The organism is Streptomyces sp. HNM0574, assembly GCF_012726235.1.
Lineage (GTDB): Bacteria > Actinomycetota > Actinomycetes > Streptomycetales > Streptomycetaceae > Streptomyces.
Map to the genome: position 1 here is coordinate 50,154 of NZ_JAASAH010000017.1, position 15,441 is coordinate 65,594.

13 protein-coding genes are annotated in these 15,441 nt (G+C 74.1%); 6 read left to right on the top strand and 7 right to left on the bottom strand.

Going from position 1 to position 15,441, the window contains the following annotated elements; all coding sequences use genetic code 11:
• Positions 1-119: 119 nt before the first annotated feature.
• The 3 genes from HCC30_RS23910 (at position 120) to HCC30_RS23920 (ending at position 2,925) form a co-directional block, all read left to right on the top strand.
• Positions 120-1,403, top strand: coding sequence for an MFS transporter (locus tag HCC30_RS23910; RefSeq protein ID WP_169444828.1), 1,284 nt, complete (start codon positions 120-122; stop codon positions 1,401-1,403).
• 273 nt (positions 1,404-1,676) lie between these two features.
• Complete coding sequence (locus HCC30_RS23915; protein ID WP_169444829.1) at positions 1,677-2,036, top strand: hypothetical protein; 360 nt, start codon at positions 1,677-1,679, stop codon at positions 2,034-2,036.
• A 238-nt stretch (positions 2,037-2,274) separates the two neighbouring features.
• Positions 2,275-2,925: a TetR/AcrR family transcriptional regulator gene (locus HCC30_RS23920; RefSeq protein WP_169444899.1), complete on the top strand. Its 651-nt coding sequence runs from the start codon at positions 2,275-2,277 to the stop codon at positions 2,923-2,925.
• A gap of 31 nt (positions 2,926-2,956) precedes the next feature.
• On the opposite strand, the gene HCC30_RS23925 is transcribed toward HCC30_RS23920, so the two are convergent.
• Positions 2,957-3,844 carry a MaoC/PaaZ C-terminal domain-containing protein gene (locus HCC30_RS23925; protein ID WP_169444830.1) on the bottom strand — a complete coding sequence of 296 codons (888 nt, stop codon included), beginning with the start codon at positions 3,842-3,844 and terminating at the stop codon, positions 2,957-2,959.
• A gap of 17 nt (positions 3,845-3,861) precedes the next feature.
• Positions 3,862-5,250 carry a 3-oxoacyl-ACP reductase gene (locus HCC30_RS23930; protein ID WP_169444831.1) on the bottom strand — a complete coding sequence of 463 codons (1,389 nt, stop codon included), beginning with the start codon at positions 5,248-5,250 and terminating at the stop codon, positions 3,862-3,864.
• 72 nt (positions 5,251-5,322) lie between these two features.
• Between HCC30_RS23930 and HCC30_RS23935 the strand changes: the two genes are divergently transcribed.
• Positions 5,323-6,726, top strand: a complete 1,404-nt coding sequence (locus HCC30_RS23935) for an acetyl-CoA C-acetyltransferase (RefSeq protein ID WP_169444832.1) — start codon at positions 5,323-5,325, stop codon at positions 6,724-6,726.
• A 152-nt stretch (positions 6,727-6,878) separates the two neighbouring features.
• The gene (locus tag HCC30_RS23940; RefSeq protein ID WP_169444833.1) at positions 6,879-8,798 is read left to right on the top strand and encodes an AMP-dependent synthetase/ligase; all 1,920 of its coding nucleotides are present in this window, start codon (positions 6,879-6,881) and stop codon (positions 8,796-8,798) included.
• Positions 8,799-8,862: 64 nt separating this feature from the next.
• Here the strand turns inward: HCC30_RS23940 and HCC30_RS23945 are convergent, their stop codons facing one another.
• Together HCC30_RS23945 and HCC30_RS23950 are read right to left on the bottom strand one after the other, a co-directional pair.
• Complete coding sequence (locus HCC30_RS23945) at positions 8,863-10,098, bottom strand: lipase family protein (RefSeq protein WP_346776780.1); 1,236 nt, start codon at positions 10,096-10,098, stop codon at positions 8,863-8,865.
• A 228-nt stretch (positions 10,099-10,326) separates the two neighbouring features.
• Positions 10,327-11,619: a cytochrome P450 gene (locus tag HCC30_RS23950; protein ID WP_169444835.1), complete on the bottom strand. Its 1,293-nt coding sequence runs from the start codon at positions 11,617-11,619 to the stop codon at positions 10,327-10,329.
• Positions 11,620-11,747: 128 nt separating this feature from the next.
• Between HCC30_RS23950 and HCC30_RS23955 the strand changes: the two genes are divergently transcribed.
• On the top strand, positions 11,748-12,401 hold the full coding sequence (locus tag HCC30_RS23955; protein ID WP_169444836.1) for a TetR/AcrR family transcriptional regulator: 654 nt from the start codon (positions 11,748-11,750) through the stop codon (positions 12,399-12,401).
• 28 nt (positions 12,402-12,429) lie between these two features.
• Here the strand turns inward: HCC30_RS23955 and HCC30_RS23960 are convergent, their stop codons facing one another.
• The 3 genes from HCC30_RS23960 to HCC30_RS23970 form a co-directional block, all read right to left on the bottom strand.
• Complete coding sequence (locus HCC30_RS23960) at positions 12,430-13,305, bottom strand: TauD/TfdA family dioxygenase (protein WP_169444900.1); 876 nt, start codon at positions 13,303-13,305, stop codon at positions 12,430-12,432.
• Positions 13,306-13,915: 610 nt separating this feature from the next.
• Complete coding sequence (locus tag HCC30_RS23965) at positions 13,916-14,410, bottom strand: thioesterase family protein (RefSeq protein ID WP_169444837.1); 495 nt, start codon at positions 14,408-14,410, stop codon at positions 13,916-13,918.
• Positions 14,407-15,402 carry a 3-hydroxyacyl-CoA dehydrogenase NAD-binding domain-containing protein gene (locus HCC30_RS23970; RefSeq protein ID WP_169444838.1) on the bottom strand — a complete coding sequence of 332 codons (996 nt, stop codon included), beginning with the start codon at positions 15,400-15,402 and terminating at the stop codon, positions 14,407-14,409. The genes HCC30_RS23965 and HCC30_RS23970 overlap by 4 nt, the downstream gene beginning before the upstream one ends.
• Positions 15,403-15,441 lie beyond the last annotated feature (39 nt).

Sequence of the window (15,441 nt, forward strand, 5' to 3'; positions counted from 1 at the left end):
GCCCGGGCTTGACCTGAAGCGGACTTCAGGTTGAAGACTCTTCCCAACCGCCGGGATCGCCGTGGCGGTTGGGGCGCACGCCTCGGCCCGTGCGTCGTCCTGCGCTGGAAAGGTGCCCGATGCGCGACTTGAGTCTGTTACGTGACAAGCGGTTCGCGGTGCTGTTCACGGCCCGCACCATCTCCGTCCTCGGATCGGCGTTCGGGCCCGTGGCCCTCACGTTCGCGGTCCTCGACCTGCCCGGTGCCACCGCCGGCACCCTGACCCTCGTCCTGGCGGCGCAGACCGTTCCCGAGGTCGCGCTGATGCTCTTCGGCGGCGTGATCGCGGACCGGGTGCCCCGGCATCTGCTGATGACGGGCGCCGAACTGGTGTCGGCGCTGGCCTTCGGGGCTCTGGCCGTCATGTTCCTCACCGGGAATCCGCCGGTGGCGGCCGTCGTCGTCTGCTCCGTCTCCATCGGCGTCTCCCTCGCGCTGTACTATCCGGCGCTCACCGGCGTCGTCCCGGACGTGGTGCCACCGGAACGTCTGCAGCCCGCCAACGCGCTGCTGCGCTTCGGCATGAACGCGGGCCGGCTGCTCGGACTCTCGCTGGCCGGCGGCATGGTCGCCCTCGTCGGCCCCGGCTGGGCGCTCGCCACGAACGGTGCCGCCTTCGCCTTCTCGGCGGTGCTGCTGAGCACCCTGGGCCTGAAGAACGTCCCGCGCGAGGCCGGCCGGACGTCGATGGCCGCGGACCTGCGCCAGGGCTGGAAGGAGTTCTCCAGCCGGACCTGGCTGTGGGTGACGGTGCTCCAGTTCGCGCTCGTGACCTCGGCGATGCAGGCGGCCTACGGGGTGCTCGGCCCCGTCGTGGCCAAGGAGGAGATGGGCGGTGCGCCCGGCTGGTCGATGGTCCTGCTCGGGCAGTCGGCGGGCACGCTCGTCGGCGTGGTGATCTCGCTGCGCCTGCGCCCGCGCCGCCCGTTGCTGGTGGCCACTCCCATGGTCTTCGCCATGGCCGTGCCGGTGCTGCTGCTCGGGGCGGGTGCGCCGCTGTTCGCCGTCGTCGCGGGCTCCGTGGTGCTCGGCATCGGGTTCAACACCTTCGGGGTGCTGTTCGAGACGACGATGCAGCGGGAGATCCCCCGTGAGTCGCTGTCGCGGGTCGCGTCCTACGACGCGCTCGGCAGCTTCATGATCGGCCCGCTCGGTCTGCTGGCGGCGGCACCCCTCGCCGCCGCGATGGGGCCACGACCCGCGCTGCTGGTGTGCGGCGCCCTGATCACCGTCGCCACCCTGGGCGCCCTGGCCGTTCCGCACATCCGGCGGCTGACCGCGTCCGCGCCGGTGCCCGCGGGCGGGGGCGAAGCCGGACCGGGCCGCCGGAGCAGGGCCGCGGACGGTGCCCCGGCGGCCTAGGGATGCCCGCGGTCGCCGCCAAGAGCTGCGCCGGGCAGGGGAGTTGGCGGCCTTCCTCGCCCGGTGCGGTGCTGTGTCACGGGTCTGCTGCGGTCGGCGTATTCCGTTGTGGGGCGGATCGCGGGCGCCCTAGGATGACGGATGATCATCGGGTCCCGGCCGGGCCCGCCGGGGGAGAGCACGGAGCGTGCGGGCCGTCGGCGGTCGCGGAGCAGGGGTGGCGGACCACCACCCTCCGGTACCCGGACGGGAACAAACGGGAGGACCCAGCTCATGGGTAAGTTCAGCCGTACCCTCGCATCCGTGGCCGTCGCCGCCGTGGCCGCGACCGGGCCCGTGGCGCTCGGCGCCGGCGCGGCCGTCGCCGCGACGCCCGCCGGCACCACCGCCGTCTCGGCCTCCGCCGTCTCGGGGCCGATCACCTGCAAGCCGGCCGAGCTGCGGTACAAGGCCAAGAAGCACGACGCCAAGGCGGCCGACTACAAGCAGCTCCGCAAGAAGGAGCTGGCGAAGGCCAAGCCGAGCCCCAAGAAGGTCGACTACTACACGAAGAAGGCCCAGCTGCACGCGCACTACGCCGACGCCTACCGGACCAAGGCGAAGCAGTGCGAGGACGCCGACAACAACATGTAAGGCGCGCTCGGCAGGGCGGCGGCCCCGGCACCGGAGGAATCCGGCCGCCGGGGCCGCCGCCCTTCGCCGTGCCGGGCCGGTGGGCAGGGCTCGGTAGGGTGGACGGCCGGGCTGGACGAGGGGGAGCGGGTAACGGGAGCAAGGGGAGGGCGCAGCAGTGGGGACCACGGCCAGGCGCGGCAGCAGCGGTGACGGCGCGAACGGCGAGGGCGGCGGCGGTCGCGGGGGCCACAAGCGGATGCCGCGGGCGGTCCGCGAGCGGCAGATGCTGGACGCGGGCGTCGCCGGATTCGCGCGGCACGGCTACCAGATGGCCTCCATGGACGACATCGCCGAGTCGGCGGGCGTCTCCAAGCCGCTGGTCTACCTGTACATGAAGTCCAAGGAGGACCTCTTCCTGGCCTGCATCCGCCGCGAGGGCGCGGCGATGGTCGAGGCCGTACGGGTCGGCACGGCCGAGCAGAGCGTCTCCGCCGACCGGCAGCTGTGGAACGGGCTCACGGCGTTCTTCGCGCACACCTCGGCGCACCCCGACGGCTGGGCGGTGCTGCACCGGGCGCGGACGACGGGCGGCCCGTTCGCCGCCGAGGTGGCGGCGATGCGGGTCGAGGTCACCGAGCTGGTGCGCGGACTGCTGGGCCAGGCCGCGCGGGACGCGGGCTGCGACGGCGAACTCGCCGAGCGCGAGGTCGAGGGGCTCGCGCACGCGCTGGTGGGCGCGGCCGAGTCGCTCGCCGGGTGGTCCAACGACCGGGCGGGCAGGCAGGAGGGCGACGGGCCTTCGGCCAAGGAGACCGCCGCGACGCTGATGAACTTCTGCTGGGCGGGCCTGGAGAACCTGATGAAGGGCGCCCGCTGGACCCCGTCGGCACACAGCTCCTCGTCCTGAGCGCGTACCCGGGGGCCCGGCGGGCGGGCCCTCAACTCCCGGTGTGCAGTGTCCCGGTGAGGTGCGTGCGCGCGGCCCGTTCGCCGTCGCCGCGGACCTCGAAGGCGGTGCCGTCGGCCGAGGTGCCGTAGGTGACGGCCGCGGGGAGCGGCAGGGGCGCCGTGAACCGGGCGGTGACGTCGAGCCGTCCGTCGGCGGCCGTGCCGGCGGCGGCGAGGCAGCGGGCGAAGGTCCACATGCCGTGCGCGATGTGGCGGGGGAAGCCGAACAGGCGGGCGGTGAGCGGGTGCAGGTGGATCGGGTTGCGGTCGCCGGAGGCGGCCGCGTAGCGGCGTCCCAGGCCGGGTGGCAGGTCCCAGGTCTCCCGTACCGGAAGCGGGGCGGAGTCCCTTTCCCGGGACGGCTGTTCGGGTTCCGCTTCGGGTCCGGTGCGGTGGCGGCAGAGGTAGGTGCTCCGTGAGTGCCAGACGAGTTCGCCGTCGGTCCTGGCCTCGGTGACCATCCCGAACCGGGTGCCGCGCCGGTGCGGAGCGGCCCCGTCCGCGTACACCGCGATCTCCGGGCGCTCGTCGGCGCGCAGGGGCCGCCGCTGGGTGAGCGCGATGTCGGTGTGGACCAGGCCGAGCACCGGGAAGGGGAAGCCGCGGCCCGCCATCAGCCGCATGGCCAGCGGGAATCCCAGGATGTGCGGATAGGTGGGCGGGAGCTGGGGCCCGCCGCCGGCGCCGGCCGCCGGGAAGCCGCAGACGCGGGCGTAGGCGCGCATCCTGGCCTCGTCCACGGGGGCCTCCCGCAGCACGAGTTGGGTCTCGGGCAGGCGGGCGCCGGTGTACGGGCCGCGCTTGCGCAGGGAGCCGAGGCCGCCGCGGGCGAGTTCCACGGACAGCCGCGGCGGGGTCCTCAGATGCTGCACGGTCATTCCGGTTCCCCCTTCCCTCAGGCGCCGAGCAGGCTCTGCCCGCAGACGCGGACGACCTGCCCGTTGACGGCGTACGAGCCGGGCCGCGCGAACCAGGCGGTGGTCTCCGCGACGTCGACCGGAAGCCCGCCCTGCGCGTGGGAGTTCATCCGGCGTCCGGCCTCGCGGATGAACAGCGGGACGGCGGCCGTCATCTTCGTCTCGATGAAGCCGGGGGCGACCGCGTTGACGGTCACCCCGTGCTCCGCTGCGGCGCGCGGGGCGAGGGAGCGGACGAGGCCGATGACGCCTGCCTTGCTCGCGCCGTAGTTGGTCTGCCCGGTGTTGCCCGCGATCCCGGCGATGGAGGCGGTGGCGATGATCCGCCCCGTACCGGACGGCAGTGCTCCGGCCTTGAGCAGGTGGTCCGTGGTGCGCAGCACGCTGTCGAGGTTGACCTCCAGCACCGCGTCCCAGCGGTCGGCGCCCATGTTGGCGAGCCTGCGGTCCCGGGTGATGCCCGCGTTGTGCACGAGGACGTCCAGCGCGGCCCGGCCCCCGTGCCCGTCCTCGGCCAGCGCGGCGACCAGGCGTTCGCCCGCGTCCTCGGCCGTGATGTCCAAGGTCAGCGCGCTGCCGCCGAGTTCGCGGGCGAGAGTGGTGAGCTCCTCCCCGGCCTGCGGGACGTCCAGGCAGATGACGTGCGCCCCGTCCCTGGCCAGCGTCGCCGCGACGGAGGCGCCGATGCCGCGGGCCGCGCCCGTCACCAGCGCGGTGCGTCCGGCGAGCGGGCGGGCCGGGTCGGCCGGTGCGTCGGCGGGGGCCGCCGCGGGGTCGGCGCCGATCTCGATCACCTGTCCGCTGACGTAGGCGGACTTCGGGGACAGCAGGAAGCCGAGCGTGGAGGACGCGTCGGCCGGACCGGCGCCCGGCGCGAAGCGCAGCAGCTGGACGGTGCGGCCGCCGCCGGTCTCCTTGCCGAGCGAGCGGACGAAGCCCTCCAACGCCTGCTGCGCGGCGGCCTGATGGTGGTCCAGCGGGTCGGGCCGCGAGCCGAGGACGACGATCCGGCCGCACTCGGCGAGCGCGCGCATGACCGGGTGCAGCGCCGCGTGCACACCCCGCAGCTCCGCGACGGTGGTGACCCCCGTAGCGTCGACGACCACGGCGGCGTGGCGCACCCCCGGTTCGGCCTCCGTGCGGACCGGGAGTCCGCAGCCGCCGAGCGCAACTGCCAGCTCCTCGGCGCCCGTTCCGCCTGCGGCGATGCGTGACGGTACGGGGGTGAGGTGCAGCAGTGGGCCGCCTTCCAGCCGTTCCCGGTCCGCCGACCACCGGTGGAGCGGGGTGGGCCGGGGGAGGCCGAGCCGGCGGGAGAGGAAGCGGCCGGGGCCTGTACGGGTCCAACGAAGGTAGTGGTCGGCCATTCCCCAACTCCTCGGGCTCGCGTAAATTTACTTCCGAGTAAGGTTACTTTCAGGTCAGGAGTTTGGTCGAGGATGAGTTCCAACGGCCGCAGAGGTTCGCTCACGACGCGCCGCGTCGCCGTCGTCGGCGGCAGCCGCATCCCCTTCGCGCGTGCGGACGGCCCGTACGCGACCTGCTCGAACCAGGACATGCTCACCGCGGCGCTCGACGGGCTCGTCGAGCGTTTCCGTCTCGAAGGCGAGCGCGCCGTGGGCGAGTTCGCCGCCGGTGCCGTGCTCAAGCACAGCCGCGACTTCAACCTCGCGCGCGAGACCGTACTGGCGTCCCGGCTCGACCCGCGCACCCCCGCGTACGACATCCAGCAGGCGTGCGGCACCGGCCTCCAGGCCGTCATCGCCGTCGCCAACAAGATCGCCCTCGGGCAGATCGACGCCGGGATCGCGGGCGGCGCCGACACCGCGAGCGACGCCCCGCTCGGCGTCAACGACCGGCTGCGGCGCATCCTCCTCGCCGCCCGCCGGGCGAAGAGCGTCCCGCAACGGGCCCGGGAGATCGCCCGGATCAGGCCGCGCCACCTCGTCCCCGACATCCCGCGCAACGCCGAGCCGCGCACCGGCCTCTCCATGGGCGAGCACGCCGCGCGCACCGCGCTGGAGTGGGGCATCACGCGGCAGGAGCAGGACGAGCTCGCCGCCACCAGCCACCGCAGGCTGGCCACCGCCTACGACAGCGGCTTCCTGCACGACCTCGTCGTCCCGTTCAACGGCCTGGCCCGCGACCAGAATCTGCGGCCCGGCACCTCGGTGGCCAAACTCGCCCAGCTGAAGCCGGTGTTCGGGCTGCCCGCGCAGGGCGAGGACACGGGCGGGGCGACGATGACGGCGGGCAACTCGACACCGCTCACCGACGGCGCCGCCACCGTCCTGCTCGCGAGCGAGGAGTGGGCCGAGGAGCGCGGGCTGAAGCCGCTGGCCTACCTGACCTTCTTCGAGACCGGGGCCGTCGACTTCGCCGGGGAGTCCGGAAGCGAGCCCGAGGGCCTGCTGATGGCGCCCGCGTACGCGGTGCCGCGGATGCTGGAGCGCGCCGGACTCGGCATCGAGGACTTCGCGTTCGTGGAGATCCACGAGGCGTTCGCCTCCCAGGTGCTGGCCACCCTCGCGGCCTGGGAGAAGCAGGGCCTGGCACCCGTCGACCGCGAGCGCCTCAACGTCACCGGCTCCTCGCTCGCCACCGGCCACCCCTTCGCCGCCACCGGCGCCCGGATCGTCGCCACGCTGGCCAAGCTCCTCGCGGAGCACCCGGACGAGGACGCGGAGGACGCCGAGGAGACCTCCGCCGCCGAGGACGAGGGCGCGGACGCAGCCGAGGACGCGGAGCCCGACGAGGCGCCCGAACCCGCGCCCGTACGTGGCCTGATCTCCCTCTGTGCCGCCGGGGGCCAGGGGGTGACGGCCGTCCTCGAACGGGCCTGACCCCTCCGGCCCGCTGAAACGTCCCGGGCCGGGGGCGTGCCCGTACCCCGCACGCCCCCGGCCCGGGGCCTCCATACCCCGGCCCGGGGCCTCACGCCCCGGCCCGCGGCCTCGTAGCAGCAGATCGTGCACGTCATCGAGAGGAGCCGCCCGTGTCGTCACAGCAGGCAAGTGCCGCACCGTCCGCCGCCGTTCCCGCGCTCGTCGAACCGGCGAAGGAGGTGCGGAACGGCACCGTCCGCGAAGCTTCCGTGCCGCCCCTCGCGCCGCGGGTCACCCGCGGCACGCTCGGTGACATCCCCTTCCGGAACGCCGCCGAGGCCCCGGGCGACACCGTGCTCAGCCGCAAGCGGCCCGACGGCACCTGGCAGGACGTGACGGCCGCCGAATTCGCCGTCGAGGTGAGCGACTTGGCGCGCGGCCTGATCGCGTACGGGCTCGCCCCCGGCGACCGGCTGGCCATCATGGCGCGGACGACGTACGAGTGGACGCTGCTCGACTTCGCCTCCTGGGCCGCCGGGCTCGTCACCGTCCCCGTCTACCCGACCTCGTCCGCCGCGCAGGCCCGGCACATCCTGCAGGACGCGGGCGTGCGGGCCTGCGCTGTCGAGAACGTGGAGCAGGCCAGGATGCTGTCCGCCGAGCGCGGCAACGTCCCGGCCCTGGAGCACCTGTGGCAGCTGGACACCGGGGCGCTCGCCCAGATCGCCGACGCCGGACGCGCGCTCGACGCGGACGCCGTCACCCGCGCCCGCGCGGCACGCGGCCCCGGTGACGTCGCCACGCTGATCTACACCTCGGGCACCACCGGCAGGCCCAAGGGCTGCGTGCTCACGCACGGCAACTTCTTCGCCGAGGTCGACAACAACATCGAGTTCCTGCACCCGGTGTTCCGGACCGTCAGCGCGGAAACCGCCGCCACGCTGCTCTTCCTGCCGCTCTCGCACGTCTTCGGCCGGATGGTGGCCATCGGCTGCATGCGCGCCCGGGTCCGCCTCGGGCACGCGCCCAGCATCCAGACCGAGGACCTCCTCGCCGACCTCGCCGGATTCCGGCCGACCTTCCTGCTCGGCATCCCGTACGTCCTGGAGAAGGTCTACAACACCGGCCGGGCCACCGCGGAGAAGATGGGCCGCGGGGCCTCCTTCGACCGGGCCTCGCGGATCGCGCAGCGCTACGGGCAGGCCGTCGAGGAGCGCGAGCACGGACGGGGCAAGGGGCCGGGCGCGGGGACGCGTGCCGCGCGCGGGCTGTACGACGTCCTGGTCTACCGCCGCATCAGGGCGGCGCTCGGCGGGAGTTGCCGGCACGTCATCTGCGGCGGCTCCCCGCTCGGCCACCGGCTCGGCGCGTTCTACGAGGGCGCGGGCATCTCGGTGTACGAGGGCTACGGGCTCACCGAGACCACCGCGGCCGCCACCTGCACCCCGCCGCTCAAACCCCGGATCGGGACGGTCGGCTGGCCCATGCCGGGCACCGCCGTGCGGATAGCCGACGACGGCGAGGTGCTGCTCAAGGGCGGCAACGTGTTCGCCGGTTACTGGGACGCGGCCCGGCAGACCGCCGTGCCGGGGACCGACGAGGAGGGCTGGTTCGCCACCGGCGACCTCGGCGCGCTGGACGAGGACGGGTACCTCACCATCACCGGCCGCAAGAAGGACCTGATCATCACCTCCGGCGGCAAGAACCTCGCCCCCGCGCCGCTGGAGGACTGGCTGCGCGCCCACCCGCTGGTCAGCCAGTGCCTCGTCGTCGGCGACAACCGGCCGTACATCACGGCACTGATCACCCTCGAACCGGACGGGCTCGCGCACTGGCAGCAGATGCACAAGAAGCAGGCGCTGTCCCCGGCGCAACTGGCCGAGGACGAGGACCTGCTGCGCAACCTCCAGCAGGCCGTCGACGAGGCGAACACGCTCGTCTCCCGCGCCGAGTCCATCCGCGCCTTCGCCGTGCTCCCGGAGGACTTCACCGAGGAGGGCGGCCACCTGACCCCGTCGATGAAGCTCAAGCGGGACGCCATCGCCCGCGACTACGCGGACCGGATCGAGAAGCTGTACGGCAGCCGCTGAACCCGGCGCGACGACGGCCCGGAGCAGGGTGCCGTCCCTGCTCCGGGCCGTCGTCGCGGGCCCGTCAGCGGCAGTTGTCGTCGGCCGGGAGGCCCGCGAACCGTTTCGCCAGCCAGTTCATCGCGGGGCCCGAACCCATGAACGCCGTCGCGAAGTGCTTCTGCTTCGGGTACGTCTGCCACCGCACCGCGACGCCCCGCGCACACCAGGAGTCCCGCAGCCGCTCGCCGAGCTCGGACGGGATCAGCTCGTCCCCCGTGCCGTGGTAGACGTACACCGGGTGGTCGGGGCCCTTGGTGCCGAGCAGGTCGGCGCGGAGGCTGCGCTGCCACTCCGGGCGGTCCAGCGGAGCGCCCTCGGTGAGGTCCGCCATGCGCTTGCCCGCGCCCGCCTCGGTGCTGTCGGCCACGCAGTGGGTGCGCATGTACGTCGCGAGGCGCCTGCCCTCGTCGTTCAGGTAGCTGTGCAGCTTCAGCGAGGGGAACGCGGCGTCGTGGCCCAGCGCCGCCATCAGCACCAGGCCCGCGTCGTCCCCGCCGTCGTTGTCCTCGACCAGCTGCGCCAGATCGGCCGGTACGCCGCCGCTCGCCGTGCCCCGCACGTCCAGCTCCGGCGCGTAGGCACGGTGCAGCTCGGCGGCCCAGCCGCTCGCCTGGCCGCCCTGCGAGTAGCCCATCAGCCCGACCGGCGAGGTACTGGAGACGCCCGACTGCTGTGCCTGCGGCAGGCGTTGGGCGGCGCGCGCCGCGTCCAGCACCGCGTGGCCCTCCGCGCTGCCGACGGTGTAGGTGTGGTCGCCCGGGGTGCCGAGCCCCTCGTAGTCGGTGACGGCGACGGCCCAGCCGCGGGCCAGCGCGCCGTTGATCAACGGGGCCTCCACGGCCTTGCCCCGGGGGAAGGTGCGCGAGGGCGCGCACTGGTCGCCCATGCCGACGGTGCCCACGGCGTACGAGACCAGCGGGCGCGGGCCGGCCGGGCGGTCGCGCGGCGTCGCCGAGGGGACGATGACGGTGCCGGAGACGATGTTCGGCCGTCCCCGCGCGTCGGTCGAGCGGTAGCGGATCTTCCAAGCGGCCGTCGACGAGGGCGCGTTGGGCGAGGTGCGGAACCCGCTGCGCTCGACGGACACCAGATCGCCCGGCGCCCCGCCCCGCGCCCCGTCCGCCGGGCCGCCGGCGGCGGGCGCCGCGACGGCGGCCGGACTGGTCAGCGCCAGCGAGGCGGTCACCACCACGACGGCGGTGGCCACCGCGCCCGGACGCCGGACGGCGCGCCCCGCACGGGCGGGTGGGGGTGCCACGACGCGGGGGGACGACGACGGCGGGACGGTCAACGGCATTCGGCTCTCCCAACCGGCAGGAACGCTGGGTTCGTTGGGATGAACGTACTGACGCCGCGCGGCCCGCGCCACGGGCGCAACGCCGAATGGCCGCCCGATCTCACTCTTCGGTCAGATCCGGCCGCAACCGGCGGGAACCGGACAGAAACCGGTCAGCCGGAAGCGGCCGGACGAAAGCCCCGCCGCGGGTCAGGCGCCGAAGCGTACGGGCAGGGTGGTCAGGGCGCGCAGCAGGCCGGGGCGCCGGTAGGTCAGGTCCGCCGGGTCGGCGTCCAGGGCCAGGTCCGGGCAGCGGCGCAGCAGCGTGCCGACGGCCACCGTCGCCTCCAGGCGCGCGAGCGGGGCGCCCAGGCAGTGGTGCACGCCGTGCCCGAAGCCCTGGTGGCCGCCGCTTCCCTGCGCGCGCCGGATGTCGAAGCTCTCCGGGCGCGCGAACCGCTCCGGGTCGTGGCCCGTCGCGCCGAACGCGACGATCACCGGATCGCCCGCCGGGATGTGCGCGCCGCCCAGCTCCACCGGCTCGGAGGGGAAGCGGAACGCCGATATCAGCGCCGGGCCGTCGTACCGCAGCATCTCCTCCACCGCGCTCTCGGTCAGCGTGGGGTCGGCGCGCAGCGCGGCCAGCTGCTCCGGGTGCTCCAGCAGCGAGCGGACGCCGTTGCCGATGAGGCCGACGGTCGTCTCGTACCCCGCGACGAGCAGCAGGAAGGCCATGCCGAGCAGTTCGGCGTCCGACAGCTGCTCGGGCTCCCCTTCCCCGGCGGGGTCGGCGTCGTGGGTGCGGACGAGGGCGGCGAGGAGGTCGTCGCCGCCGTGCTTCCGCTTCTCCTCGATCAGCCCCGAGAGGTAGACCGCCATCTGCTGCGAGGCGGCGCCGCCCGCCTCGGGGCTGGTGGGTGCGACGATCTCCTGCGACCAGTCGCGGAACTCGGTCCGGTCCGCCGCCGGGACGCCCAGCAGCTCGCAGATCACGATGATCGGCAGCGGCTCGGCCAGCGCCTCGACGAGGTCGCCGTGGCCCGCCGGGAGCGCGGCGTCGAGCAGCTCGTCGGTGATCTCCTGGACGCGGGGCCGCAGCCGGCCGATGCGGCGCGCGGTGAACTCTCCGGCCACCAGCCTGCGCAGCCGGGTGTGGTCCGGGGGGTCGACCTGGAGCAGGTTCCGTCCGACGGCGTGGCCCCCGTCGTCCTGCCAGCCGCGCGAGTGGCGGATGTCGTTGCACAGGCGCGGGTCGGCGAGCGCGGCGCGGGCCTCGGCGTGCCCGACGACGACCCAGGCCGGGTCCGCGACCTCCGGTACGAGGACGCGGTGCACCGGGCCCCGGGAGAGGAGCTCGGCGAAGGCGGGGCGCGGGTCGGCGAGGAAGTCGCCGGCCTCGCCGAGCTCCCGCGCGAGCGCGCCGAGATCGACGGGCTCGGGCAGGGCCGGATGCGGTGAACCCGCCTGCTGCGCGTGCCCGTTCGGGTTCGGCTGGTCGGTCATGGTGCGGTCCCCTCTCGGCCGTGCGGCCGCAACGCCCGGACGAAACGGGGAGCCGTCCCCGTTTCGCTGACGCAGTGAGCGTAACAGGAAGTGGGGAGTGGTCCTCGCTTGCGGTAGGGTTGCCGCTCATGAGACGGGACGCGCAGCGCAACAGGGAACTGATCCTCGCCGCGGCCCGGGAGATCTACGCGGAACAGGGCGTCGAGGCCCCGCTGGACGCCGTCGCCCGCCGCGCCGGAGTCGGCAACGCCACCGTCTACCGGCGCTTCCCCGACCGCGCCGCGCTGATCGAGGCCGTCTTCCACGAGTCGCTGGGCGCCACCCTGGAACGCGGCGAGCAGGCCCGCGCGGCCGAGGACGCCTGGCAGGGCCTCGCCGACTACCTGGAGTACATCTTCGAGGGGCTCGCCCTCGACAAGGGCGCCAACGACCTGATGACGACGGGACTTTCCGGCGTCCCCTCGCTGGAACGGCTGCGCGAACACCACGGCGCCACCGTCGGCGGACTCATGGCCCGGGCCCAGGAACAGGGCACGATGCGCGAGGACGTCACCCCCGAGGACCTGCTCTTCTCGCTCGCCGCACTCGGCCGCGCCGTCCCCGCCACCGCCGCCGTCGTCCCCGGCGCCTGGCGGCGCCACCTCGCGCTGCTGCTCGACGGGCTCCGCACGCCCGCCCGCGCGGACGCCGGGCCGCTGCCCGCGCCGCCCTTCACGGCGGAGGAATTCGCCGAGGTGATGCGGGAGATGGGCGACGGGGCGCAGCGGCCCCCGGGCCGTTGAGACACGGAGGCCGCCGCGCTCTCACCCGTCAGAACGGGCGGTCGCCCGCGATGGCCACGCGCTCGGCGACGCGGCGCTGCGGCGCGTAGTCGTCGACGGCGTAGTGCTGCGTCGCGCGGTTGTCCCAGAACGCGATGTCGCCCGCCTGCCAGTGGAACCGCACCTGGTACTCCGGCACGTGCGCCTGCCGCGTCAGATAGCTCAGCAGCCGGTCGCTCTCCGTACGGTCCATGCCGACGATGCGGGTCGTGAAGGAGGTGTTGACGAAGAGCATCTTCCGGCCCGTCTCCGGGTGCCGCCGCACCACCGGGTGCTCGACGGGCGGGAACTCGTCCTGGAGCGGGGCCAGCTTCTCCGGGCCGTAGAAGCGGGTGAAACCGGGGATGAAGTCGTGGATCGCGGTGGCGCCGTCGATCCGCTCCTTCACCTCCTCGGGCAGGTTGTCGTACGCGGCGGCCATGTCGGCCCACATGGTGTCGCCGCCGACCTCCGGGACCTCGCGCAGCTGCAACACCGCGCCCAGCGCCGGGCGTTCACGGAAGGTGACGTCCGCGTGCCAGACGTTCTCGAACGTCGGCGTCGCGTCGCCGCCCTTGTCGAACCGGGCGACCTGCTCCGACTGGCCGCGCGCCAGCAGCGGGTTGGTCTCCAGCTCGCCCCAGTGCGCGGCGAAGTCCCGCTGCTGCTCGGAGGTGATGTTCTGGCCGCGGAAGAAGAGCACCTTCCACTCCAGCAGGGCACGGTTCAACTCCTCGCGCAGCGCGGGCGTCACCGGCGTCGACAGGTCGATGCCGCGGATCTCGGCACCGATGATGCGCCCCTGCGGGACGAGTTCGAAGCGCTCGTACGGGCGGTCCTCCCACCCCTCGGGCACCCGACGGAGCGTACGGCGCCCCTCGTACATCCCGCCCTCGGGCACCCGCGCCTCCCGCAGGGGCTGCTGCTGCCGGACGGGGGCGGGCTCGGACGCCGGGGCGGAATCCGGGGTGCCGGGGGCGGCGGGGGATACGGAGGCGGGGGTGGTCGTGGCGTGGGTGGTGAGGCTCATGGTGATCCTTCGTCTCACGGCGGCCGACGACGACGGCGGTCCGCACGGCACCGGCGACCGGTGCGACGGGCCGCAAAGGCCGTCGCGGAGGGTCACGGCGGGTGCCGAGGAGGTGGGGCCGAGGGCGTCGGGCGCCGGAATGGTCCGGGGTCAGGGAACCGGGATCGGCCGGGAACGGGCCGGGAAGAGCGGCCCGGAACGGCCAAGAGCACGGTCCGGTGGGTCTGGGGACAGCTGGGATGACGCTGTCGCGCAGCTACCGACCGGAGCGCTCACACCCGCGCCGCCACGGCACGCCGAAGCGTCCGAGCGGGGAAGAGGTGTGCGCCGTCATGCGCCCCATTCTAGGAAGGCCCGCCGAGCCGCCGTCAACCGGACGTCCGTCACACACGGCCGCGGCCCCCGGCGCGAGGACGCGTCGGGGGCCGCGGGGCGGGTCGCTTCGGACCGGGCGGGCGATGCCGGGTCAGGCGCGGGGGCGCGGGACCGTGGCGATGGAGCGGCCCGCCCACTCGGGGAGCTCCTCCGTCAGGGCCGCGAGCCGCTCGCGTACCTCCTCGGGCAGCGGCGCCGCGCGTCCGGCGCCCTGGTCGACGTGGATGCCGAGCAGCTCCGTCGTCGCCACCGGGCCCTCGGACTCCTCCGGGGTGCCGACGTACATCTCGTGCGCGAAGCGGACCTTCTTCGCGTCGACGCCGAGAATCCGCGTACGGACGGTGAGTTCAGCACCCTCGCTGACCTCGTCGAGATACCGGACGTGCGCCTCGGCCGTGTACAGCGAGCAGTTGGTGCGCTCGCGGTAGGCGGAGTCGAGACCCGTCTCGATCATCATGGCGTCCGTGGCGTGCCCGAAGACGAGGACGTAGAACGCCTCGCTCATGTGCCCGTTGTAATCGATCCACTCGGGCCGCACGGTCTGCTCGAAGAACGGCAGCCGGGTGGCCGGTGCTGCGTCGCTCATGCGTCTCCCTCACTGCTCTGCTTGCCCGCCTGCTGCGGCAGGCGGCCGGTGGCGCGCAGGACGTCGATGACGCCCTGGTCGCGCTCTGCGACGAGGTCCGCGATGGTGCGCCCGGCGGCCGCCTCGTCGCAACCGTCGACCATCGCGTCACGCAGCGAGGCGTCCAGCTCCGGGGCCTCCAGCCGGGTCCACGGCGACTTCAGCGAGGGGCCGAAGTGGTCCAGCATGTGGCCCATGCCGCCCTCGCCGCCCGCGAGCGCGAACGTCAGGCAGGGGCCCATGAACGCCCAGCGCAGGCCCGGGCCCTCGGTGATCGAGTCGTCGATCTCCTTCACCGTGGCCTCGCCGTTGGCGACCATGTGCAGGGCCTCGCGCCACAGTGCCTCCTGCAGCCGGTTCGCGATGAAGCCGGGCAGCTCGCGCTCCATGGTGATGACCGACTTGCCCGCGACGTCGTAGAAGCGCGAGGCCCACTCGACGGCCGCCGAGTCGGTCTTCTCGCCGCCCGCGACCTCGACCAGCGGGATCAGGTACGGCGGGTTGAACGGGTGACCGACGAGCAGCCGGCTCGGGTCCGCGGCCTCCGTCTGCATGTCCGTCATCGGGTAGCCGGAGGTCGACGAGGCGATGACGACGCCCTTGGGCGTGGCCGCGTCCAGCTTCGCCAGCAGGTCGCGCTTCAGCTCCAGCTTCTCCGGGGCGCTCTCCTGCACGAACTGCGCGTCGGTGACGGCCTCTTCGAGCGTGGGCAGGACCGTCAGCCGGTCCGCCGAGGCACCCTCGGCCAGGCCGAGCTGCTCCAGCGCGGGCCAGGCGGCGTCGACCAGGGAGCGCAGCTTGGCCTCGGCGTCGGGCGCCGGGTCCCAGGCGGTCACGTCGTAACCGCGGGCCAGGAAGTGGGCGACCCAGCCGCCGCCGATGACGCCCGCGCCGACACAGGCGACGCGGCGGACGTCCTCGGGCCGGGGGAAGAGGTTCGGGGTGTCAGACATGGTGAGTGAGTCCTAACGGGGATGCGGGGTGTGACGGGG

Excerpts from the sequence above, each read along its gene's own strand:
- HCC30_RS23925 (WP_169444830.1), bottom strand. The coding sequence starts at position 3,844 with ATGACCGTGCAGCATCTGAGGACCCCGCCGCGGCTGTCCGTGGAACTC.
- HCC30_RS23935 (WP_169444832.1), top strand. The coding sequence starts at position 5,323 with ATGAGTTCCAACGGCCGCAGAGGTTCGCTCACGACGCGCCGCGTCGCC.
- HCC30_RS23930 (WP_169444831.1), bottom strand. The coding sequence starts at position 5,250 with ATGGCCGACCACTACCTTCGTTGGACCCGTACAGGCCCCGGCCGCTTC.
- HCC30_RS23950 (WP_169444835.1), bottom strand. The coding sequence starts at position 11,619 with ATGACCGACCAGCCGAACCCGAACGGGCACGCGCAGCAGGCGGGTTCA.
- HCC30_RS23955 (WP_169444836.1), top strand. The coding sequence starts at position 11,748 with ATGAGACGGGACGCGCAGCGCAACAGGGAACTGATCCTCGCCGCGGCC.
- HCC30_RS23970 (WP_169444838.1), bottom strand. The coding sequence starts at position 15,402 with ATGTCTGACACCCCGAACCTCTTCCCCCGGCCCGAGGACGTCCGCCGC.
- HCC30_RS23910 (WP_169444828.1), top strand. The coding sequence starts at position 120 with ATGCGCGACTTGAGTCTGTTACGTGACAAGCGGTTCGCGGTGCTGTTC.
- HCC30_RS23920 (WP_169444899.1), top strand. The coding sequence starts at position 2,275 with ATGCCGCGGGCGGTCCGCGAGCGGCAGATGCTGGACGCGGGCGTCGCC.
- HCC30_RS23960 (WP_169444900.1), bottom strand. The coding sequence starts at position 13,305 with ATGTACGAGGGGCGCCGTACGCTCCGTCGGGTGCCCGAGGGGTGGGAG.
- HCC30_RS23965 (WP_169444837.1), bottom strand. The coding sequence starts at position 14,410 with ATGAGCGACGCAGCACCGGCCACCCGGCTGCCGTTCTTCGAGCAGACC.
- HCC30_RS23915 (WP_169444829.1), top strand. The coding sequence starts at position 1,677 with ATGGGTAAGTTCAGCCGTACCCTCGCATCCGTGGCCGTCGCCGCCGTG.